Below are 20076 nucleotides of genomic sequence, written 5' to 3'. Positions count from 1 at the left end.
TCTCAGTGATGAGCGTCCAGGGCGTCGACCTGCACGCTCTGCCGCAGCCGTTCCAGGTGTTCGCGGTCATCGATGCCGAAGCCGATCCGGGTCACCGCCTGGGCGGCGATGGCGGTGGCCAGGCGCAACGCGTCCGCCGGCGGCGCGCCTTCCAGCAGGCCATGGAGCAGGCCGGCCAGCAGCGAATCGCCGGCGCCCACGGTGCTGGCCACCGCCACCCGCGGCGGCCGCGCCTGCCAGGCGCCCGCCTCGGCGAACCAGCGCACGCCGTCGGCGCCCTGGGACACCACCACGTGGCGGATACCCCGCGCGTGCAGGCGACCGGCGACCTCGCGCTGGGCGGCAAGGTCTTCGGCCGGGGCGCCGAGGGCCTCGGCCAGCTCCTCGACATTGGGCTTGATCAGCCAGGGCGCCGCCTCCAGGCCGGCGCGCAGGGCGGCGCCGCTGCTGTCCAGGGCGACCCGCAGGCCAAGGCGGTCCAGGCGCCGCAGCAGCGCTCCCAGCCAGGCCGGCTCGACCCCGCGCGGCAGGCTGCCGGCCACCACCGCCAGGTCGTGGCCGGCAGCCAGGTGGTCCAGGCGCTCCAGCAGCGCGTCCTGGGCGGCGGCCTCCACCTGCGGCCCGGGGCCATTGAGGTCGGTGACGCGCCCACCGGCCTCGGCCAGCTTGAGGTTGCTGCGGGTCTCCCCCGCCACCCGCACGAAGGCATCGTGGAAGCCCCGCCGCGCGAACAGGGTGTCGAAGGCCTGGGCGTTATCGGCCCCGAGAAAGCCAGCGACGCTGATCCGGTGCCCCAGGTCGGCCAGCACCTGGGCCACGTTCAGGCCCTTGCCGGCGGCGTGCACCAGCAAGGCCTCGCTGCGGTTCACCTCGCCCAGGCGCAGCGACGGCAGGCGCACGGTGAGGTCCAGGGCCGGGTTCAGGGTCAGGCAGAGGACGCGCGCCATCAGCCCGCCTCCACGAAGGCGCGCACCGCCTCGGCGTCCGCCAGGCCCAGCGCCCGCTGCGCCAGAGAACGCGCGCCTGCCAGGTCCAGCTCGCGCACGGCGGCCTTGACCTCGGCGACGCTGCGGGCCGACACGCTCAACTCGTCCACCCCCAGCCCCACCAGCAGCGGCACCGCCAGGGGATCGGCGGCCAGCTCGCCGCACACCCCGACCCACTTGCCTTCGGCATGGGCCGCGCGCACGGTGAGGTCGATGAGCTGCAACACCGCCGGGTGCAGGCCGTCCGCCTGGGCCGAGAGGGTCGGGTGGCCGCGGTCGATGGCCAGGGTGTACTGGGTCAGGTCGTTGGTGCCGATGCTGAAGAAATCCACCTCCTTCGCCAGCACCGGCGCGGTGAGGGCCGCCGACGGCACCTCCACCATGATCCCCAGCTGCAGGTCGGTCACCTCGATCTCCTCCCGCAGGCGCTGCACCATGTCCCGGGCGGCGCGCCATTCGGCGAGGGTGCCGACCATGGGGAACATGATGCGCAGGGGCCGGTCGCCGGCGGCCAGCAGCAATGCCCTCAGCTGGGTCTCCATGACGTCCGGGCGCTGCAGGGTCAGACGGATGCCGCGCAAACCGAGGAACGGGTTCTCCTCGGCCGGCATCGGCCAGTAGGGCAACGGCTTGTCGCCGCCCACGTCCAGAGTACGCACCACCAGCGGCCGCCCCGCCAGGGCATCAAGGACACGGCGGTACTCGGTGCGCTGGGCGGCCAGGTCCGGCAGTTGCGAATGGGCCATGAACACCAGTTCGGTGCGCAGCAGGCCGATGCCTTCGGCGCCCTGCTCCACCGCGGCGGCGGTCTCGTGGGTATCCCCCAGGTTGGCGCAGACCTCCACGCGGTGCCCGTCGCGGGTCACCGCCGGCTCGTAGCGCTGGGCATGGGCCCGCTCCAGCCGCTCGGCGCGCCGGCGGCGCTCGTCCTCCAGGCGCGCCCGGGTCGCCGGGTCGGGGTCGACGTACAGGCGACCGCGCTCGCCGTCCAGCAGCAACGGGGTATTGGGCGCCAGGCCCAGCACCGTGTCCCCCGCCCCCACCAGGGCCGGGATGCCCAGGGTGCGGGCGATGATGGCGCTGTGAGAGGTGGCGCCGCCACGAGCGGTGAGGATGCCGGCCACCCGCGAAGGATCGAGGCGCGCCAGGTCCGAGGGCGCCACCTCCTCCATCACAAGGATGTACGGCTGCTCCGGTTCGGCCTGCTCCTCCAGCCCGCAGAGCCGCGCCAGCACCCGCCGGGCCAGGTCCCGCAGGTCAGCGGCGCGCTCCGCCAGCAGCGCGTCGCAGAGGCGTTCCTGCTGGCGTGCCGCCGCTTCCAGCACCTGGTGCCAGGCCGCCTCGGCGCTGTGCCCGCGGTGCAGGTGGACGGTCACGTCCTCGGCGATGCCGGGGTCGTCGAGGATTTCCCGGTGCATGGCGAAGATGTCGCGGATGGCGGCGGCCTGGCTGCCGCTGACCAGGCTGTCCAGGTCGGCGCGCACCCGGGCCAGGGCGCCCTCCAGCCGCTGACGTTCCACCGCCGAGGACTCGCCGTGGGGGGCGTAGTCGAAGCGGGGCGTCAGCCGCCGATAGGCCGGCCCGCTGGCGAAGCCCGGGGCCGCGGCCACCGCCTGCAGCAGGCTGCCGGCCGCCGGCGCCTGGGGCGGCAGCTCGGGCGTGGCCACGGTCACCGAGGCCTCTGCGGTCTCCACCATCACCAGGGTCTCCACCTGGTCCAGGGGCGTGGTCACGGCCTCGCCGAGCCCGTCGCGCACAGCCTCCACCAACGCCGGCAAAGCCTCGTCGGCGATCGCCGGCTCGGCGACGAACTCCAGGGCCTGGCCACACCGGGCGCCGAGGCTGAGCAACTTGCTCAGGCTCTTCGCCGACACCGCCGCCCCTTCGTTGGCCAGGCGCACGTGGATGTCGCCGGCGAAGCGCTGGGCCAGTTGCGCCAGCACCTGCGCGGGTCGCGCGTGCAGGCCGTGGGGGTTGGCCAGGCGCACCTGGGCGCTGGGCCAGCCCACCGCCTGGCCGGCGCCGAGGGCGGCCAGCACCGCGGCGCGGCTGCCAGCCTCCGTCAGCACCCGTCCGCGGCCTTCGATGAGCACCGCGCAGACCCGCTCCAGCAACGCCTGGTGGGCGTCCCCGCGGCTGGCCAGGCAGAACAGGCCCAGCAGGGGCTGGCCCAGGTGACGCAATGGCTGGCTGGGGGTGACGAAGGCTAGCCCGGGGCGCTGCACCGCCTGGTCGCTGTGCAGCCACCAGAGGCCATCGCCCAGGGGCAGTGCCTCGCGCTGCGGGAGGATCGCCGCGAAGCCGTTGTCCACGCAGTCGGCCCGGCGCAGCAGGCGCGCGCCGCGCCAGATCAGTTCGTCGGCGTCTTCCGCCGGCACCCCGAGGCCGATCAGTTGCTCGTCCAGCGCCAGCGCCGGCGGGGTGCCCTGCAACAGGGCGAGGATTTCCCCGGCGCTGCGGGCCCCCCGCAGGGCGGGCGCCAGGTCGGCATCGCCCAGGGCGCGGGTCAGCATCTGCAAGAGGCGCAGGTGCTCGTCGGACTTGGCGGCGATGCCGATGGCCAGGTGCACCCGCTGGCCATCGCCCCAGTCGACGCCCTCGGGAAAGTGCAGCAGGCGCACGCCGGTGCGGTACACCAGCGGCCGGGTCTCCGGGGTGCCATGGGGAATGGCGAGGCCCTGGCCGAGATATGTAGAGCCCTGCGCCTCCCGGGCCAGCAGGCCGTCCAGGTAGCCCTCGGTCACCAGGCCATCGGCGACCAGCGCGGCGGCCATCGCTTCCAGTGCCTGACGCTTGCCGGCGGCCGCCAGGCCCATCTGGATCTGCCCTTCGTCGAGTTCGAGCATGGTGTTCTCCGGGGCGGCCCCGCCAGGGTACGCACCTTATGGGTGGGGTGATTACGATTAGGCGGCGGCGCGGGCAGCGAGTGCCGGCACGGCGTCGGATTCCCGTCCAGGCCGACGAAATCCTGCGCAAACTAAAAGCTGAAACGTTTCATCTATCAAAGCGTGGCACGGTAACCGATAATCGTCGATCCTTGAACCCCGCCCGCCGCGCGCCCGCGCCAGGAATACGCCGTTGAAACTCAGCGACATCGCCCGCCTCGCCGGCGTTTCCGTCACCACCGCCAGCTACGTGATCAACGGCCAGGCGACCCAGCGACGCATCAGCGCCGCCACCGTCGAACGGGTCCGCGCCATCGTCGAGCAGCACGGCTACCGTCCCGATCCCCAGGCCGCCGGCCTGCGCCGCGGGCAGACCCGCAGCCTCGGCTTCATCCTTCCCGACCTGGAGAACCCCAGCTATGCCCGCCTGGCCAAGTGCCTGGAACAGGGCGCCCGGGCCCGAGGCTACCAGTTGCTGATCGCCAGTTCCGACGACAGCCCGGACAGCGAGCGGCAGCTGCTGCAGCTGTTCCGCGCCCGCCGCTGCGACGGCCTGATCGTCGCCAGTTGCCTGCCGGCGGACGACGACAGCTACCGGCGCTTGCTGGACGATGGTGTGCCGGTGGTGGCGGTGGACCGCCAGTTGGACCCGTCCCGCTTTCGCTCGGTGGTCAGCGACGACCGCGAGGCCGGCCGCCGCCTCACCGCCAGCCTGTTGCAGCCACGCCCGCGGCACATCGCCCTGCTGGGCGCGCGGCCGGAACTGGCCATCAGCCAGGCCCGCGCCGCCGGCTTCGACGACGCCCTGGCCGGCTTCGCCGGGGAGCGCCGGGTCCGCCACGGCGAAGCCTTCAGCCGCGCCTGCGGGCGGCGCCTGATGGACGACCTGCTAGCGGACCTGGGCTACCTGCCGGACGCGCTGCTCACTACCGCCTATGTGCTGCTGGAAGGCGTCCTGGACGTGCTGCAGGCCCAGGCGCCGGCCTTCCCCGCCCTGCGCCTGGGAACGTTCGGCGATACCCAACTGCTGGATTTCCTGCCGCTGCGGGTGGATAGCCTGCAGCAGCAGCACGGGCGCATCGCCGAGCAGGTGCTGGAACGGGTGCTGGCGGCAGTGGAAGGCGGTGCGTACCAGCCGGGGGTCGACACGGTGCCGCGGACCTTCCGCCCGCGGCACCCGGCGACCCCGGCTACACCTTGAAGGCGCCGATCAAGGTCTGCAGGCGCAGCACCAGCTCGGACAGGTCGCGGCTGGCCTGCTCGGCCTGGCCGGCGCCCTCAGCGGTGCGCTCGCCGGCCTGATTGATCGCCACGATGTTGCGGTCGATGTCATGGGCGACCGCGGTCTGCTGCTCGGCGGCCGCGGCGATCTGCTGGTTCTGGTCGACGATGGCGCCCATGGCGCCGAGGATGTTTTCCAGGGCCTGCTGCACCTGCCCGGACTCGTCCACCGTGGCGCCGGCCCGCTGGTGGCTGGCGTCCATGGCCTTCACAGCCGCGCCCACGCCGCCCTGCAGCCGGGCGATCATCTGCTCGATTTCCTCGGTGGATTGCTGGGTGCGCTTGGCCAGGGTGCGCACCTCGTCGGCCACCACGGCGAAGCCGCGGCCCTGCTCGCCTGCCCGGGCTGCCTCGATGGCGGCGTTCAGCGCCAGCAGGTTGGTCTGCTCGGCGATGCCCTTGATCACCTCCAGCACCCGGCTGATGGAAGCGCTGTCCTCGGCCAGTTGGTCGATCACCTGGACCGACCGGTTCAGCTCTTCCGCGAGCCGCTCGATGCTGCCGCGCTGGGACTGCACCAGGGTGCGACCCTCGACGCTCTCGCGGTTGACCCGTTCGGCGCCCTCCACCGCGGTGGCGGCGCTGCGGGCCACCTCCTGGGCGGTGGCGGCCATCTGGTTCATGGCGGTTGCCACCTGCTCGATCTGCCCGCGCTGGCTGCCCACCGCCTGGTTGCTCTCGGCGGAGATGCTTTCCACCCGCCGCGCCTGGCCCTGGACCTCATTGACCGTCATGCCGACCCGCTCGATCAGGTCGTGCACCCGGCGCACCGTCTCGTTGAAGGCCTGGCCCAGCTCGCCCAGCTCGTCGCGGCTGCGCACCGTGAAGCCGGCGGTCATGTCGCCGGCGGCGACCCGGTCCATCACCTTGCCCAGGCTGCGCACGGTGTCCCGCACCGAGGCGTAGAAACCGCCATAGAGGTAGAGGATCGCCAGCAGGATCACCAGCAGCGCCGCCACCAGCAGCACGGTCTGGGCACGCTTGTCGGCCAGGCGTCCCTCCAGCTGGGTCTTGATGAAGCCAAGGGCGGCGTCATCCAGGCGATGGGTGGCGTCCAGGTAACCGCTGAACTGGTCGTAGAAGGTCGGCCAGGGCGTGTCCAGGGTATCGGCCACCACCACCTTCTCGTCCAGCAGGGCGGCGGCCGCCTTAAGGGTCGCCAGGCTGGCATCGGCCTGGGCCTGCAGGGCGTCCCGCGCCCGCGGACTGCCGTCCAGGGCTTCGCGCACGTGCAGGGCGTACTCCGCTTCCAGGCGTTCCAGGCCCAGCAGCAGATCATCCAGCTGATTGCTGGCGGCGGAAGCCAGGAAGCCCTGGCCCAGAGAGTAGGAGCCGATGGCCCGCGCCCGGGCGAGGGTCGCGGAGACCTGGGCGGTGGCCGTGGTGATGAGTTCGGTGAGCTGCCGCACGTCGCGCTGGCCGTCCTGGCTCAGCCCGGACTGGGTGGCGACGAAGCGGCTGAAGACCTGGGCCGACCCCACCAGCTTGGCCGCCATGGGGCTCTTGTTCTGCAGGGCATTCTCGGCCTGGACCGCCTTCAGCTCGGCCAGCAGCTCGTCGCGCTTCTCGGCGAATTCCTGCACCTGCTGGGGGTCGTTGCTCGGCGTCTGCAACTCCTGCAGGGTGGCGATGGCCTGTTCTTCCAGGCGCTTGAGCCGGGTCTCCACGTCGCCGGCCTGGCCCGACTGGCCCAGCACCGTGTCGATCTGCACCAAGTCGTTGAGGGACTCGATGTCCCGCCGCAGGCCCAGGCTGGCGCCGAGCAGGTCGATGCTCTCCAGCTCGGCGCGGGTGGCCCCGTACTGTTGATAGGAATCGCGCACCAGGACCGCGTCGGTGACGATCATCGGCAGGAAGAACAGAACGCTGATCAGGCTGAACTTCATGCCGAAGCTCAACCGGTTCATCAGCGCGATGGCCGGATACACCAGGGTCTTCACAGAGGCCTCCCGCTTTTCATTTTTGTTATGGAAGCACCGCGTCTTCGTTCTGGACGACGGTTGCCCGGGGCGTGGCAGCAGCGCCCCTGGGACTATGTAACCGATCCCGCACCGGCCTTCTGTAAATTAAGGTTAAAAACCTGCGGCCCGCCACCGGGAGATGGCGGCTCAGACCAGCAGGATCCACGCGGCGAAGGCCACGTACCAGAGCAGCGCCGCCCGCACCAGCAATTGCCAGAGGGCGTCGAGCCCGGCGACGCCGCCCTCCCCCAAGGGGGCAGCCTGCACGTCGCCAGCGGCCCGTCCGGCATGGGCGATGAGCTGGGCGGCTGGCAGGTCCCAGGCCAGCAGGTCGTGGAGCAGGACGCGGCTGACCGCGACGAAATCCCCTACCAGGGCGAAGCTGGCCGCCAGGACCCGCGCCGGCAGCCAATCCAGGGCATGCCGCCACTGGCCGGCCCGCCGTTGCAGCGCCGGGTCGCCCGCCCGCTCGGCCGCCAGCGCCAGCAGCCGGTAGGCCAGGGGAACCAGCGGCCCGAGCAGGGCGTACCAGAAGATCACCGCGAAGAAGCGCTGGTAGCCGTGCCAGAGCAAGTAGCCCTGGACGTTTTCCAGCAACGCCGGCGGCGTCTCGCCACTCACCCCCAGGTCACGCTCCGCCGCCCGCAATGCCGCCTCGCCGTCACCGCGTCGCCAGGCATCGCGGAAGGCGCCCAGCTCCGCCAGCACGTCGCCACGGCCCAGGCTGTAGATCATCACCCACAGGTGCAGCGGCAACGCCAGCCAGCCGTAGGCCAGCGGCTGCAACAGCGCCAGCACCAGGCCCAGCAGCGCCACCGGCAGCAGAACCAGGAGCGCCAGCGCCGCCCGGGGACGGACCGTCGGACGGGCCTCCACCCATGCCAGCATGCGCAGCCAGGGGCCGTCGTTCTGGATGCGCCGGCGCCAGGCGGAGAATTTCTCTACCCCCACCAATAGCAGCAGGACCAGGAATTTCATGCCGACCCTCCTTGTTCGCGAAGCGTCGTTCGCAGGCGAGGCCAATCGAAGGCCGGACCGGGGTCGGTCTTGCGACCCGGGGCGATGTCGCTGTGGCCACAGATACGCTCGCCGATGTCCGGGTAGGCACGCAGGAGCTGGCTGGTCAGGTCGACCAGCGCCGCGTACTGGGCGTCGGTGTACGCCAGGGTGTCGGTCCCCTCCAGCTCGATGCCCAGGGAAAAATCGTTGCACCCCTCCCGCCCGTCGAAGCGGGATTGCCCGGCGTGCCAGGCACGGTCGCGGCAGGAGACGAACTGGATCACCCTACCGTCCCGCTCGATGAGGAAGTGCGCCGAGACCCGCAGCTCGGCAATGTCGACGAAATACGGGTGCTCGGTGGGGTCCAGGCGATTCTGGAACAGCGCTTCCACGTTCCCGGTGCCGAAACGGCCGGGAGGCAGGCTGATGTTGTGGATCACCAGCAGCGAGATTTCGCCGTCGGGACGGGTATTGAAGTTCGGCGAGGGGCAATGGCGGATGCCATCGCACCAGCCGCTGGCAGGGTCCAGCTCCATGGGGGCTCCTCAGGCGTGGGCCTCACTCTAGAGCAGTCCGTCCATGGGGCCAAGCCGGAATGAAAAACGCCCGGCGAACCGGGCGTTTTTCATTCGGATCAGGCGCCCTTGAGGCGCCGGAGGTTGCCGATCACCGACTCCAGGGCACGGTCGAACAGCAAGGCGTCGTCTAGCAGACGGACCGCGCCACGGCGGAACTCCACCGCCAGCCCCATGCGGGTCTTTTCCAGTACCTTCATGCCGGTCCGGTTGACGAAGATGTACTTGCCGGTGGGCTTGATCACCGCGGCCAGCTTGCAGCGCACCTTGTGCTCGGCATCCTCCTGGAACTCGACCCAGCTGCCGACCCGCAGGCTGTCCACCTGCTTCAAAGCGCTGTCACCCTCCGCCAGCACCGTCTCAGGCTCCACCACCGGCACTTCGCCAGGAGCCAGCAGGACGATTTCCTCCACCACCTCGACCATGGCCGGCGGCTCCGCCGGGATGTCCAAGGCCAGGGGCAGGTCGAGCACCGGCAGGCCATTGCCCGGCGTCGTCTCATCGGCGGAGGGTTCCGCCACCGGCTCGTCGTCCAGCGGACGCTTGAAGCGCTGGAAGGCCTGCACGTGCAGGGCCTCCAGCTGGCTGAAGAAATTGCCGGTGGAGAACGGGTCAAACGCCGCGCTGGACAGCCCGTCGCGCAGGGACTTCAGCAGGCCGGGCACCAGTTCCAGCAAACGCAGCCGGTCTTCCGGTTCGTCATGGGACTCGACGCTCCAGATGAGGTCGTCCATGGTGGCCAGCGCCGCGCGCCACTCGGCGGAATCCTGGCCGTGCTTCAGGCGGGTCAGCAGCAGCACCTTGCTCCAGGCTTCCTCCAGCAAACGCACCACCACCTCGGGCAACGTGCGGCCCAGCAAACGCTCATTGAGTGCCTGCTCCACTTGCTGGCGGGCCAGGATTGCCTTGGCCCGGCCTTCCTCGGCATCCCGTGTGCGCTGCTCCAGCAGTTCACTGCGCCGCCGCTCGTCGCCGGTGAAGGCGAGGAAATCGGCCAGCAGGTCGGAGAACAGCGCCGGGTCGTCGACGAAATCGTTGAGCAGGCGCTGCACCACCTGCTCGATCTTCTGGTAAAGGCTGTCGCGCTGAGCATCGTCCTGCTCGCTCCAGCCCATGGCGGCCGAGGCGATCTCGTTGAGCAGGCGCCGGGCCGGGTGGCTGCCGCGGCTGAAGAACGTCTTGTCCAGCACCGCCACCTTCAGCATGGGGATCTGCAGCCGGCCGATCAGCGCCTTCAGGGAATCCGGCAGGGTGCGGTCGTCGAGGATGAATTCGAACAGCATCGACACCAGGTTGATGACGTCATCATCCATCTGCCCCACCACCCGGGACTTGCCGCTCTTGGCGCTGACCCGGGTGAGGAGGTTTTCCAGTTTGTCGCGAACGTCGAACTCGTCGTACTGCTGCGTCGGCAGATGCTGCTGCAGGTGAGACAGGAGGCGCATCAGGTCGTTGCTGGAGATTGGGATGGCATCGGCCGGCAACTCGCGCTGTGGCAACGCCGTGCCGCGCACCTGGGACAGCAGGTCCTGGAGCACACCGAAGACTTCCTGCATGTCGCCCTCGGCGTAACTCCCCGCTGGAACGCCGGACGCCTGACCCGAGGCTGATAAACCACTTGCACGGGTAGCTGGACTACGCCCCTGGGGACGGGGCGCCGGCGCGGCGGATTTCAGCTCCGGCAGTACACCGGCCGCCACCAGGACCTCGTTGGCCTCGGCATAGAGTTCGCCGAACTCGCTGAGGACGTATTTCTCGAACAGCTTGAGGATGATCAGCTTGACGCGGATTTCCACCCCGAGGGTGCGGCAGGCATCCAGGAAAGACTCGCAAAGAACGCGGGGCCCCAGGGGGTTGGCGCGATCATCGACCTTCTTGGTGACCAGGGTATTGAGGCGCGTGGTGAGATGACCGAGGGCGACGCCGTCGCGGTTATTGACCTTGGCCACCATGGCATCCACCGCCACGGACTCCTCCAGTTCGTCGTTCTGCACTAGGGACAGGCTTTCGAACGACACGGCGTCCAGTTGCGGCGGCTTGCCGATTTCGTACTGATTGAGGAGGGAGAAGGATTCGAAGACCTTCTGCAGGAAGGTTCGCTCGATGCTTTTGCGCTTCAGCCGCAGGTCGCGCATCGCCTCGAAAAAAGTGTTCTGCTCGGCATTGCTGGTGGCGCGATCCGCCATCTCGAACAGCGTATCGTCCGCATTGTCGAACAGGGCCTGCAGCGCCTGTTTCAGCTGCTGAGCAGCCTTGTCGCGCACCTGGATAAGCGCCACGGGCAGCCTTCCTAACGGCGAAGTTGGCGTTTGCTCTGGGGTGCCCTTGTTGATGTGCACCACATTCGCGTCGGTCTGCATCTCGAGTTTCTCCCGCAGACGGCCAGAGCGCGGGAGCGGGTCTGGCGGGGCAACGTTTCGGCAACGTCAGCCTTCTGGCGTCAAATAGAAATTTCCATGTCCATTATAGGGACAGTGCCACGTCCACAAAGTTGGCATTGCCGGGATATGACGCGCGTCACAGATTCACTCGTCCGACACACGAACCGAAACGCCTAGGCAGGTTATCTCACCCGGGCAGTTCCGCGTCTACGGCGCATCCGTATAATCGCCCCGATCTCACCGGAGCCGACCATGCCGAACCTGACCCTCGCCGACCTTACCGCTGAAATCGACGCCTCCGTCCGCCGCGCGCTCGCCGAAGACATCGGCGGCGGCGACATCACTGCCCGCCTGATTCCAGAAGAACGCCTGGCCCATGCCACCGTGATCACCCGCGAAGACGCGGTAGTCTGCGGCACAGCCTGGGTGGATGCGGTGTTTCGTCAGGTGGATCCGCGGGCCGCGGTGCATTGGCAGGTAAAGGATGGCGATCAGGTAGTGGCCAACCAGCCGCTGTTCCACGTGGAAGGCCCGGCCCGGGCACTGCTCACCGGGGAGCGCACTGCGCTGAATTTCCTGCAATCCCTTTCCGGCGTGGCCACTCGCTGCCGTCGTTACGCGGACTTGGTGGCGAACACCGGGGTGAAGCTGCTGGACACCCGCAAGACGTTACCAGGGCTGCGGCTGGCCCAGAAGTATGCCGTTACCTGTGGCGGCTGCCACAACCACCGCATCGGCCTCTATGACGCCTTCCTCATCAAGGAAAACCATATCGCCGCCTGCGGTGGAATCGCCAAGGCCATCGCCACCGCCCACACCATTGCCCCGGGCAAACCGGTGGAGGTGGAAGTGGAAAGCCTGGAAGAACTGCAGGAAGCGCTAGAAGCTGGCGCAGACATCATCATGCTGGACGAACTCAACCTCGACGATATGCGAACTGCCGTGCAGCTCACCGCGGGCCGCGCCAAACTGGAAGCGTCCGGGGGCGTGAATGAAGAAACTCTTCAGGGCATTGCGGCTACGGGGGTCGACTTCATTTCCTTGGGTACTCTTACCAAGGATATAAAGGCTATCGACCTTTCCATGCGTTTGAAGCTTTGATCAGGCGGTGGCTTTAAAAACCCATATCTTCTGCAAGACAAAGACAAGCGGCGGATTTACGACCAAAATCAATAAAAGCGCCAGATAGTAAGAAAGTTCTAGCCAGGAACAAATTACCCAAACAAAGATGTAATTGAGCGTGGCGCCAAGAGTAGCGACCGCCGCATACTTGAGAAGAATGGCTCGACTGAAGTTTCCTGCTGAAAACGTATAGTAGTTATTCGCCAAGAAAGACCACACGAACGCCCCTATGAAAGCCAAACTATTGGCCAAGGGTTTGCTTAACTCCAGATTGATCAGGAAAAAGAAAAGAGCCAAATGCAGTGCAGTCGCCAGACCACCGACTGCAAGAAAGCGAAGAAAAATGATCATTTTTTTCGTGCGACGGCCACAATCGAAAGGCCGAAAGGGAAGCGAAGCCAAGGTAGCACATGACGCTCAAATGCCATGATATTGAAAAAAAACATATTCACCGGCCGAGAGGGTAATTCGTCGGCCGCCAACTTCTTCTTGAATATTTTTTCCAGAAAAATACGTTGGAAAACGGCGAGCGGAAACAAGAGTGTATTGAAGTACGAAATGTACTCCAACGTAAAACCTGACGAACGCAGTAGCTCCTTGACTTGCGCTCTAGTGTAACGACGAACATGATGATGCCGTCGATCATGCTCACTGAACAAGAATCCATAGGCAGGTATTGTCAGAAACAAGACCCCTTCGCCTGACAGTTTGCGATGGAGCGACTCCAGGGTGAGTTTATCCTCTTTTATATGCTCCAACACATCGAACATACTGATAAGTGCCATGGAGCCATCTTCGACATCAAGCCCATCAGGCAGATACCCATCCTTCACCTGGCAATGAGCTTTCGTCTTCGCACGTTCTCTGGCCAACGGATTAGGCTCAATACCTAGTACGTCTCCAAACCCTGAAAGCAAAGCAAGGTTTCCACCCGTTCCACAGCCTACATCAAGTATTCTCCGACCAGGCAAATGGGTTCTTTTGAGCAGACTTTCTACGATGACTCGTCTCCCACGAAACCACCAATGATCTCTTTCAATGCGATCCATGGTGAGGTAAACGTCATTCTCCATCACGAACCTCGTTAAGCGATTGGCTTCCGATGAGATAGAGAGGCCGCTGCTTCACTTCAATGTAAATACGCCCCACGTATTCGCCGATGAGGCCCAAGGTCAATAACTGAACGCCACCCATGAATAAGATTACAACCAGCGTGGACGTATAGCCTGGAACGTCAACCCCTGCAAAAAGGGTCCGCCCGATCAGAAAGAATCCATACAAGGAGCTGAACAATACGATCAGCAGGCCTGTATAGGTCCACACCCGAAGGGGCCATGAACCAAATGCCACCAAGCCATCCAAGGCGAAATTCCAAAGTTTCCAGTAGTTCCACTTTGTGCTTCCAGCATGACGTTTTTCACGGGTGAAGGAGACTGAAGCCTGCTTGTACCCGACCCATGAAAAAAGTCCCTTCATGAAGCGATTACGCTCTTTCAGCTGCGCCAGCGCTATCAATACTTTCCGATCAAGAAGCCTGAAGTCACCTACATCTGGAGGGATGTAAGTGTCTGACATGGCATTGAATATCTTGTAGAAGAACCCCGCCGTCATTTTCTTCCAAAACGTATCGGATGCTCGTGATGACCGAACACCAAACACAACTTCATACCCCTCTTCCCACTTTTCCAGCATGAGAGGGATGACCTCAGGAGGGTCCTGCAAGTCGACATCGATAGGAATGGCACAGTCACCCGCAGCATGTTCCAAACCAGCAGTCAGAGCGATTTCCTTTCCATGGTTTCGGGAAAGAGAAATCCAGCTTATTCGTCTGGTCTGAGCCTGCTCCTGAATCACCTCCAGCGTAGAATCGGTACTCCCATCGTCAACAAAAAGATAATCAAGCCTATAGGGCAATTCCTCGAAAACCTTCTCCGTGCGATCGAGGAAAGGGCCAATAGACTCAACTTCATTATAAACAGGAACTACCAACGTGACTTTCTTCATGGCTTAGCCCCGATGGGTTTTCGCTCATAAGCTATAAATGAAGAGTTCAGCTTACCGCGAAGGTAGTAATTTTTTTCAACCCAACTAGACAGGATAGAATCCGACAACATCCGATCATAAGATGAAGCAGGTACGCCAAACCAAGGGAATTGGTCATTTATTCTCACCAGGATGGCTTGCGGCACTTCTTTTGCCAAGTCGGCCCTGATCTCACTCATGATTGGCTCTGCTAATGAATAAGTTGGCATTTGCCCGAAGATAGTCACGAGATGACGGCTGGCATTTTCCCCGTTTGCCTCGAGATACGTCACGGCGCCAAGCCCAAGAATATAAAATTTGTACTGATTTCCATATCTATCATTCAGATAATGGGCAGCTTCTTCCTCATCGTCGTACCTGTAGTAATGCATTTCAGCTCCCATCACATGGTAGGCCTCCTTTAAACTTGAATCTCCTACCATCATCGCGATTGCCATACGCTGCTCGCCCGAGAATTTATCGGACCCTAACACTGCTGCGCCAATCACAAAGAGCGTGACAATTCCAAAAATTTTATGAAACCGAACACTCCCTTCAGCTTCGCCATTAACCAAGACACTGAAAATCAGTATGAAAATCGAACACACAACTGGTATGGAGTGATAATTGAAGCCATACCCTGACAGCATATAGGCGTAAACTGCTGTCAAGAAAAGCAAAAACGCAATCAAATTCTGCCGTAAAAACCTTGAATTTCTATAACCGAACAATACGCTTATCAAACACAAGACCACTATGAAGCCGGCATACTTGTAGGCTGGAAACAGAGAGACAAAGTCTAACAGCCTTAATAAGGTTTCCAGGTTGGTGCTATTCACACTGTGCAAGTAAGCTTCGTGATGAGCGGTCAGCAACCATACAAAACCATCAACATCTCCGCATACGAACAAGAAAAGGAGCATGAAGATGGATGTAATTGACACACCGACCAGATAGCAAAGCCACGCTCGACCTCCGCTCCGGTTACGCCAAAGATAGGCGAGCAGATAAACAAATACGGCAGGCAAGAAAGTAGGCTTCAGCCACATTACCCATCCTATGCAAATACCGACAGCTACAGGATAGACGATATTTTCTTTTCTTTCAGACAGCACATAACAGCAGAAACTTGCACTAATGAATATAGCTTGGTAGATCTCGACCTGCCCACGCTCCGGTAAACCCCAAAAAACACCCGAATAAAATAGCCCTAGGCTTGAGGCCAGGACCGAGCACTTCAAGAGCAATTCACCTTTATATCCACGGCGCTCCAAAGCAAATACCGCGAGCCCCGCGAGGAGCACTACTCCTGCCGTTTCGAATAATCTTGCCGATAACGAGCTGTAGCCCAGAAGCGTCAAGCGGATGCTTTCGAGCAAGAAAATGCCCGGGGTCTTGTGATCAAAAACGTCACGGTACAGCGTGGCACCATGCAAGATACGGCGCGCGATGGCTGCATACAGAGCGGTGTCTTCGAAATAAGGGTAGACGAAATTTCCAGCCAGGAAAAATAGCAGTATAGCTGCCACCAAGGCAGCAGCCGAAACTTTTCCAGGAACACTCACCTTATATTCGAAGCTCACCACTACTTTCCTAACTATTAAATTTCTTTGTAGGCTTGGCAAACATTTTTTGGCCCGCCCTCATTCTCGCAAAGCTTTGTAAAGAAAAGCTTCCTTACATTTTTAACGCCCACCTTCGATTCATCAGGAAACATTGTGTCCGCGACGCGTGAAAATTCATCCCCCTTTTCCTTATCCCCCATAGCGTAATAAACAAATGCTTTTAGCATATAAGCCGGTGCATAATCACGCTGGTAGAAAATCATGTAATTCACATTATCAAGAGCCTTGGTGTACTGCCCCATCCACATATAAGACTCCGCAAGAGCCCCATAGACAAATCGTAAAAGCCAAGCTTCACCAACGTTATCTCTCACAGCCATTGCTTTGTTAATATCGATTTTACGGCTCAAAACTTCTTCGTGAGGTTTATAAAGCCCTTCAATTGATTTCTCCAGATACTTAGTGGCTTCAGCATAATCTCCCCGCTGACTGGTGAGCTGCCCTTTTAAAGCTGTCAACTTATAAGACAAACCACCATCCCTTTCTTCTACTTTCTTCAGTACTTCATCAGCCAAATCGCTCTGACTGGAAAACAACAGAGCAGCAACGTAATTGAACCTGACAAACTCGAAATCAGGATTTCTCTCATAACCCCAACCCCAAAGCGATATTTCGTTAGACCACAGTGGCAGCGTTATTCTGATGTTAGCCACACATAAAACCGCCCACCCAACCAGACACGCAGAAACAAGAAACGGAAACGTCCGTTTCATGGCTTCAGACATGTTGAGGCTAATACTTATAGAGCTAGCCCCCAATGCAAAAAATGATAATGGCAATGCCAGAAAACGCTCATGCCCTATATTCCCGGATATAACTAGAGGCAGTATATTGAGCACAGGAAGCAGTGCAACCAGCCCCATAGCCAAGAAATAGAAACAGGGAATCCTTTTATAGAAACCCCATACGGAAAAGATCATTGCAAAAAACAGGGTCAACATGCCTACACCCACCTGCTTTTGCGTTATTTTCGCTACCTCGAATGGGTGAAGCGGATTGAGATCAGAGAAGGGGAAAACCACCATTTTTGCGTAGAAAAGCAAAGTTTGCCCAACATAACCAATTTTCTCAAAAATGCTCCGCTGCTCATAAATCGAATAGTCTGCTGCATATAGAGCAGGCTGAGCCAAATGCCTAACCCATAGATAAACAAAACCAACCAACAAAAGACATAAAAATAGAGTTTTATGGTGACGAATAAAAGTGGGTACTCCCTTATTTTCCGGATTAAGCCAAAGCCACATCACTATCAATACAGGAAAAACTACAGCCATTTCTTTGGAAGCGGCGGCGGCAGCAAAACATGCACAAACCAGAAACAAACCAAGCCGCTCCTGATAGCGCCTTCCTAGCCAAAGCCCAAGTAGCGTAAAAAAGGTAACCATCAGGTCAAAACGACACGCAACCCATACCGTGGACTCCATAAGTACGGGGTGAAAGCCATATAAGGACATCGCCAAAAGACTGCGAATCAACCTCTGCTTAGGAGCAGACGAAAAATTAAATTGATATGCTAGGCCATATACAAGCGTGCAGTTGGCCAGATAAATCAATAAATTAATTGAATGGGAAACCTTTGAATCCACCCCGAATAGCTGAAATTCTACGATAAAACTTAACAGCACACCCGGCCTGAAATAGGTAGACCCCGGCAAAACAGCAGTAGAAATGGACCGCCACAAATCAGACGGACTGCGCAACAGCGGGCTATCCAAGAACAAGGACGTATCGTCCCAGACATAGTCAAAATTCGTGACAGGCCAGTACAAAGCAGTCAATGCAACTATTATTGCGAATGGCGCCAGGCCCCATACCCTATTGATCATATTATTTCCTTCAAAAAGAAAGCCCTCTCACGAGGGCTTTCTTTTTACAACTTAAATTAACGGCATTCGGAAGGAACGTACTTGGTGTCGGTGCTGGTGGTGCAGGTCCAAGAAATGGGGCCTTCGGGCACCACGTTAGCACTCAGGTTACCGGAAGGAGTTCTCGGCGTCAGGGTGAGGTTCACGTTACGAGCGGCGGAAGTCATTACGACATTAATGGCACCGGTGCTCGGAGCGATGGTTACAGCAGAAACGTTCTTGGTGGCAGAGGTGAAGCTCCAGCCATTACCCAGGTTGGTAGCACCGTTCACGGCGTTCTCGGCAACAGCCGACTTGGCAGCTGCAGCCATGCCCAGGCCTTCAGAAACACGGGCACGTACGGTGTAGTCTTGGTAGGCCGGCAGGGCAACGGCAGCCAGAATACCGATGATCGCAACCACGATCATCAATTCAATGAGGGTAAAACCTTTTTGAGCCTTCATACTTTTCTCCTTAGATGTGTTTAGGCCATTGGCCTGACAGGCTAGTCAGCAGAAAGCGTGCCAACTCAGAATTCCCCCAAAGAACCGCATTAATGGCTTTCTCGAGCCCATAGCCGCCACGGCATCCTGGCAAGATGTGCCTTTTTTTGTCACTGGCGTTGCCCGTGTTTGGCAGCCAGAAGCAACTACGTTATAAGGCAGCGATTGCTTACCGGAGCCGACGATGAACGACACCGTAACCCTTTCTGGCTTGGCCAAACAGATGGTCCTGGCTGGCCTCTTGGATGACAAGACCGCTCAGCAGGCACAGCTACAAGCCCAGCGAAACAAGCTGTCCCTCGTGACCTACCTGGTACAGAACCGCTTGGTGAAGAGCCGGGCCATGGTCGAGTTGGCGGCGGATCAGTTCGGGGTGGCGTTCTTCGATCTTTCGTCGCTGGACAAGGAGAGCCTGCCAAAGGAACTGGTCAGCGAGAAGCTGGTGCGGCAGCACCGGGCCCTTCCTCTCTGGAAACGCGGCAACAAACTGTTCCTGGCGGTCTCCGATCCGTCGAATCACCAGGCAGTTACCGATATTCAGTTCAGCACCGGCCTGAACACCGAAGCCATCCTCGTGGAGGATGACAAGCTGGGCGACGCCATCGACAAGTACTTCGAGTCGGCCACGAGCGGACTGGATGGCCTTTCGGATGTCGACCTGGATGGAGTGGATGTCGAGGGAGTTGGAGATGGTGCCAAGGAAAACGACGCTGAAGCCTCTGACGCCGACGATGCGCCGGTGGTGCGTTTCGTCAACAAGATGCTGCTCGATGCGATCAAGGGGGGCTCCTCCGATTTGCACTTCGAGCCCTATGAACAGACCTATCGCGTACGTTTTCGCACCGATGGCATCCTCCATGAAGTAGCGCGCCCGCCGATCCAACTGGCTTCCCGGCTGTCGGCACGCTTGAAGGTCATGGCGGCCCTGGATATCTCCGAAAGGCGCAAGCCCCAGGATGGCCGCATCAAGATGAAGATATCCAAGAGCAAGTCGATCGATTTCCGGGTCAATACTCTGCCCACCTTGTGGGGCGAAAAGATCGTCATGCGAATTCTCGACCCCACTAGTGCGCAGATGGGTATCGACGCTCTGGGCTACGAGGAAGACCAGAAAGCGCTCTACATGAGCGCGCTGAAACAGCCCCAAGGCATGATCCTGGTGACCGGCCCCACCGGTTCCGGCAAGACGGTCTCCCTCTACACCGGTCTGAACATCCTCAACACGCCAGACGTGAATATTTCCACGGCCGAGGATCCGGTCGAGATCAACCTGGAAGGCATCAACCAAGTCAACGTCAATCCACGCCAGGGTATGGACTTCACCCAGGCGCTGCGGGCCTTCCTGCGTCAAGACCCCGATATCATCATGGTGGGCGAGATCCGCGATCTGGATACCGCCTCCATCGCCGTGAAGGCCGCCCAGACCGGCCACATGGTCATGTCTACCCTCCATACCAACAGCGCGGCCGAAACCCTGACCCGCCTGCGCAACATGGGGGTGCCCTCGTTCAACATTGCCACCTCGGTCAACTTGATCATCGCCCAGCGCCTGGCACGCAAGCTCTGCGGCACCTGCAAGAAAGAAGTGGAGGTACCTCAAGAGGTGCTGCTGCAGGAGGGTTTCCCTGCGGACAAGATCGGCACCTTCAAGATTTACGCCCCGGTGGGCTGCGACAATTGCAAAGGCGGGTACAAGGGCCGTGTCGGTATTTATGAAGTAGTTAAAATCACGCCTGCGCTGCAGCGGATTATCATGGAGGAAGGCAACTCCATCGATATCGATAACCAGATGCGCAAAGACGGCTTCAACGACCTTCGTACCTCGGGCCTGCTCAAGGCCATGCAGGGTGTGACCAGTCTGGAAGAAGTCAACCGCGTGACCAAGGACTGAC

Annotated in this window: 14 protein-coding genes and 2 pseudogenes; 3 read left to right on the top strand and 13 right to left on the bottom strand. The window is 61.4% G+C overall.

Translation table 11 applies throughout. The features are described 5' to 3' along the window. Positions 1 to 2: 2 nt before the first annotated feature. The gene (gene pfkB, locus FM069_RS03025) at positions 3 to 947 is read right to left on the bottom strand and encodes a 1-phosphofructokinase (protein ID WP_143486804.1); all 945 of its coding nucleotides are present in this window, start codon (positions 945 to 947) and stop codon (positions 3 to 5) included. After that, complete coding sequence (gene ptsP, locus FM069_RS03020; RefSeq protein WP_143486803.1) at positions 947 to 3832, bottom strand: phosphoenolpyruvate--protein phosphotransferase; 2886 nt, start codon at positions 3830 to 3832, stop codon at positions 947 to 949. The genes pfkB and ptsP overlap by 1 nt, the downstream gene beginning before the upstream one ends. A gap of 232 nt (positions 3833 to 4064) precedes the next feature. Here ptsP and cra point away from each other — a divergent pair, with 232 nt between their 5' ends. Next, on the top strand, positions 4065 to 5072 hold the full coding sequence (gene cra, locus FM069_RS03015) for a catabolite repressor/activator (protein ID WP_143486802.1): 1008 nt from the start codon (positions 4065 to 4067) through the stop codon (positions 5070 to 5072). Here the strand turns inward: cra and FM069_RS22225 are convergent. The 5 genes and pseudogenes from FM069_RS22225 to FM069_RS02995 all read right to left on the bottom strand — a co-directional run. Beyond that, a pseudogene (locus FM069_RS22225) lies at positions 5062 to 5616 on the bottom strand (methyl-accepting chemotaxis protein); the annotation flags it as partial. The gene cra and the pseudogene FM069_RS22225 sit on opposite strands and share 11 nt — an antisense overlap. Positions 5617 to 5919: 303 nt before the next feature. Then, positions 5920 to 6648, bottom strand: a pseudogene (locus tag FM069_RS22220) (HAMP domain-containing protein); the annotation flags it as partial. 612 nt (positions 6649 to 7260) lie between these two features. Beyond that, complete coding sequence (gene ampE, locus FM069_RS03005; protein WP_143486801.1) at positions 7261 to 8091, bottom strand: regulatory signaling modulator protein AmpE; 831 nt, start codon at positions 8089 to 8091, stop codon at positions 7261 to 7263. Beyond that, on the bottom strand, positions 8088 to 8648 hold the full coding sequence (gene ampD / locus FM069_RS03000) for a 1,6-anhydro-N-acetylmuramyl-L-alanine amidase AmpD (protein WP_143486800.1): 561 nt from the start codon (positions 8646 to 8648) through the stop codon (positions 8088 to 8090). Before ampD ends, ampE begins: the two co-directional genes overlap by 4 nt. A gap of 98 nt (positions 8649 to 8746) precedes the next feature. Beyond that, entirely contained in the window at positions 8747 to 11047 is a 2301-nt protein-coding gene (locus tag FM069_RS02995) for a DUF1631 domain-containing protein (RefSeq protein WP_143486799.1), read from the bottom strand. A 273-nt stretch (positions 11048 to 11320) separates the two neighbouring features. On the opposite strand from FM069_RS02995, the gene nadC reads away from it, so the two are divergent. Next, positions 11321 to 12169: a carboxylating nicotinate-nucleotide diphosphorylase gene (gene nadC, locus FM069_RS02990; protein ID WP_143486798.1), complete on the top strand. Its 849-nt coding sequence runs from the start codon at positions 11321 to 11323 to the stop codon at positions 12167 to 12169. On the opposite strand, the gene FM069_RS02985 is transcribed toward nadC, so the two are convergent. The 6 genes from FM069_RS02985 to FM069_RS02960 are packed head-to-tail and all read right to left on the bottom strand — an operon-like array spanning position 12170 to position 18145. Beyond that, positions 12170 to 12541, bottom strand: a complete 372-nt coding sequence (locus tag FM069_RS02985; protein WP_143486797.1) for a GtrA family protein — start codon at positions 12539 to 12541, stop codon at positions 12170 to 12172. Next, entirely contained in the window at positions 12538 to 13263 is a 726-nt protein-coding gene (locus FM069_RS02980; RefSeq protein ID WP_143486796.1) for a class I SAM-dependent methyltransferase, read from the bottom strand. Before FM069_RS02980 ends, FM069_RS02985 begins: the two co-directional genes overlap by 4 nt. Next, on the bottom strand, positions 13253 to 14194 hold the full coding sequence (locus FM069_RS02975) for a glycosyltransferase family 2 protein (protein ID WP_143486795.1): 942 nt from the start codon (positions 14192 to 14194) through the stop codon (positions 13253 to 13255). The genes FM069_RS02980 and FM069_RS02975 overlap by 11 nt, the downstream gene beginning before the upstream one ends. Next, complete coding sequence (locus FM069_RS02970; RefSeq protein ID WP_143486794.1) at positions 14191 to 15795, bottom strand: ArnT family glycosyltransferase; 1605 nt, start codon at positions 15793 to 15795, stop codon at positions 14191 to 14193. The genes FM069_RS02975 and FM069_RS02970 overlap by 4 nt, the downstream gene beginning before the upstream one ends. 17 nt (positions 15796 to 15812) lie before the next feature. Then, complete coding sequence (locus tag FM069_RS02965; RefSeq protein WP_143486793.1) at positions 15813 to 17663, bottom strand: tetratricopeptide repeat protein; 1851 nt, start codon at positions 17661 to 17663, stop codon at positions 15813 to 15815. 56 nt (positions 17664 to 17719) lie between these two features. Further along, entirely contained in the window at positions 17720 to 18145 is a 426-nt protein-coding gene (locus FM069_RS02960; protein WP_143486792.1) for a pilin, read from the bottom strand. Positions 18146 to 18368: 223 nt separating this feature from the next. Here FM069_RS02960 and pilB point away from each other — a divergent pair, with 223 nt between their 5' ends. Next, positions 18369 to 20075: a type IV-A pilus assembly ATPase PilB gene (gene pilB, locus FM069_RS02955; protein ID WP_143486791.1), complete on the top strand. Its 1707-nt coding sequence runs from the start codon at positions 18369 to 18371 to the stop codon at positions 20073 to 20075. Position 20076: the final 1 nt, after the last annotated feature.

This window comes from Pseudomonas mangiferae (genome assembly GCF_007109405.1).
GTDB classification, from domain to species: domain Bacteria; phylum Pseudomonadota; class Gammaproteobacteria; order Pseudomonadales; family Pseudomonadaceae; genus Pseudomonas_T; species Pseudomonas_T mangiferae.
This window is presented reverse-complemented; position numbering and strand designations above follow the sequence as displayed.

Coding starts and splice junctions, on each gene's coding strand:
- ptsP (WP_143486803.1), bottom strand. CDS start 3,832: ATGCTCGAACTCGACGAAGGGCAGATCCAGATGGGCCTGGCGGCCGCC.
- FM069_RS02965 (WP_143486793.1), bottom strand. CDS start 17,663: ATGATCAATAGGGTATGGGGCCTGGCGCCATTCGCAATAATAGTTGCA.
- FM069_RS02975 (WP_143486795.1), bottom strand. CDS start 14,194: ATGAAGAAAGTCACGTTGGTAGTTCCTGTTTATAATGAAGTTGAGTCT.
- FM069_RS02960 (WP_143486792.1), bottom strand. CDS start 18,145: ATGAAGGCTCAAAAAGGTTTTACCCTCATTGAATTGATGATCGTGGTT.
- FM069_RS02995 (WP_143486799.1), bottom strand. CDS start 11,047: ATGCAGACCGACGCGAATGTGGTGCACATCAACAAGGGCACCCCAGAG.
- pilB (WP_143486791.1), top strand. CDS start 18,369: ATGAACGACACCGTAACCCTTTCTGGCTTGGCCAAACAGATGGTCCTG.
- FM069_RS02985 (WP_143486797.1), bottom strand. CDS start 12,541: ATGATCATTTTTCTTCGCTTTCTTGCAGTCGGTGGTCTGGCGACTGCA.
- ampD (WP_143486800.1), bottom strand. CDS start 8,648: ATGGAGCTGGACCCTGCCAGCGGCTGGTGCGATGGCATCCGCCATTGC.
- nadC (WP_143486798.1), top strand. CDS start 11,321: ATGCCGAACCTGACCCTCGCCGACCTTACCGCTGAAATCGACGCCTCC.
- ampE (WP_143486801.1), bottom strand. CDS start 8,091: ATGAAATTCCTGGTCCTGCTGCTATTGGTGGGGGTAGAGAAATTCTCC.
- pfkB (WP_143486804.1), bottom strand. CDS start 947: ATGGCGCGCGTCCTCTGCCTGACCCTGAACCCGGCCCTGGACCTCACC.
- FM069_RS02980 (WP_143486796.1), bottom strand. CDS start 13,263: ATGGAGAATGACGTTTACCTCACCATGGATCGCATTGAAAGAGATCAT.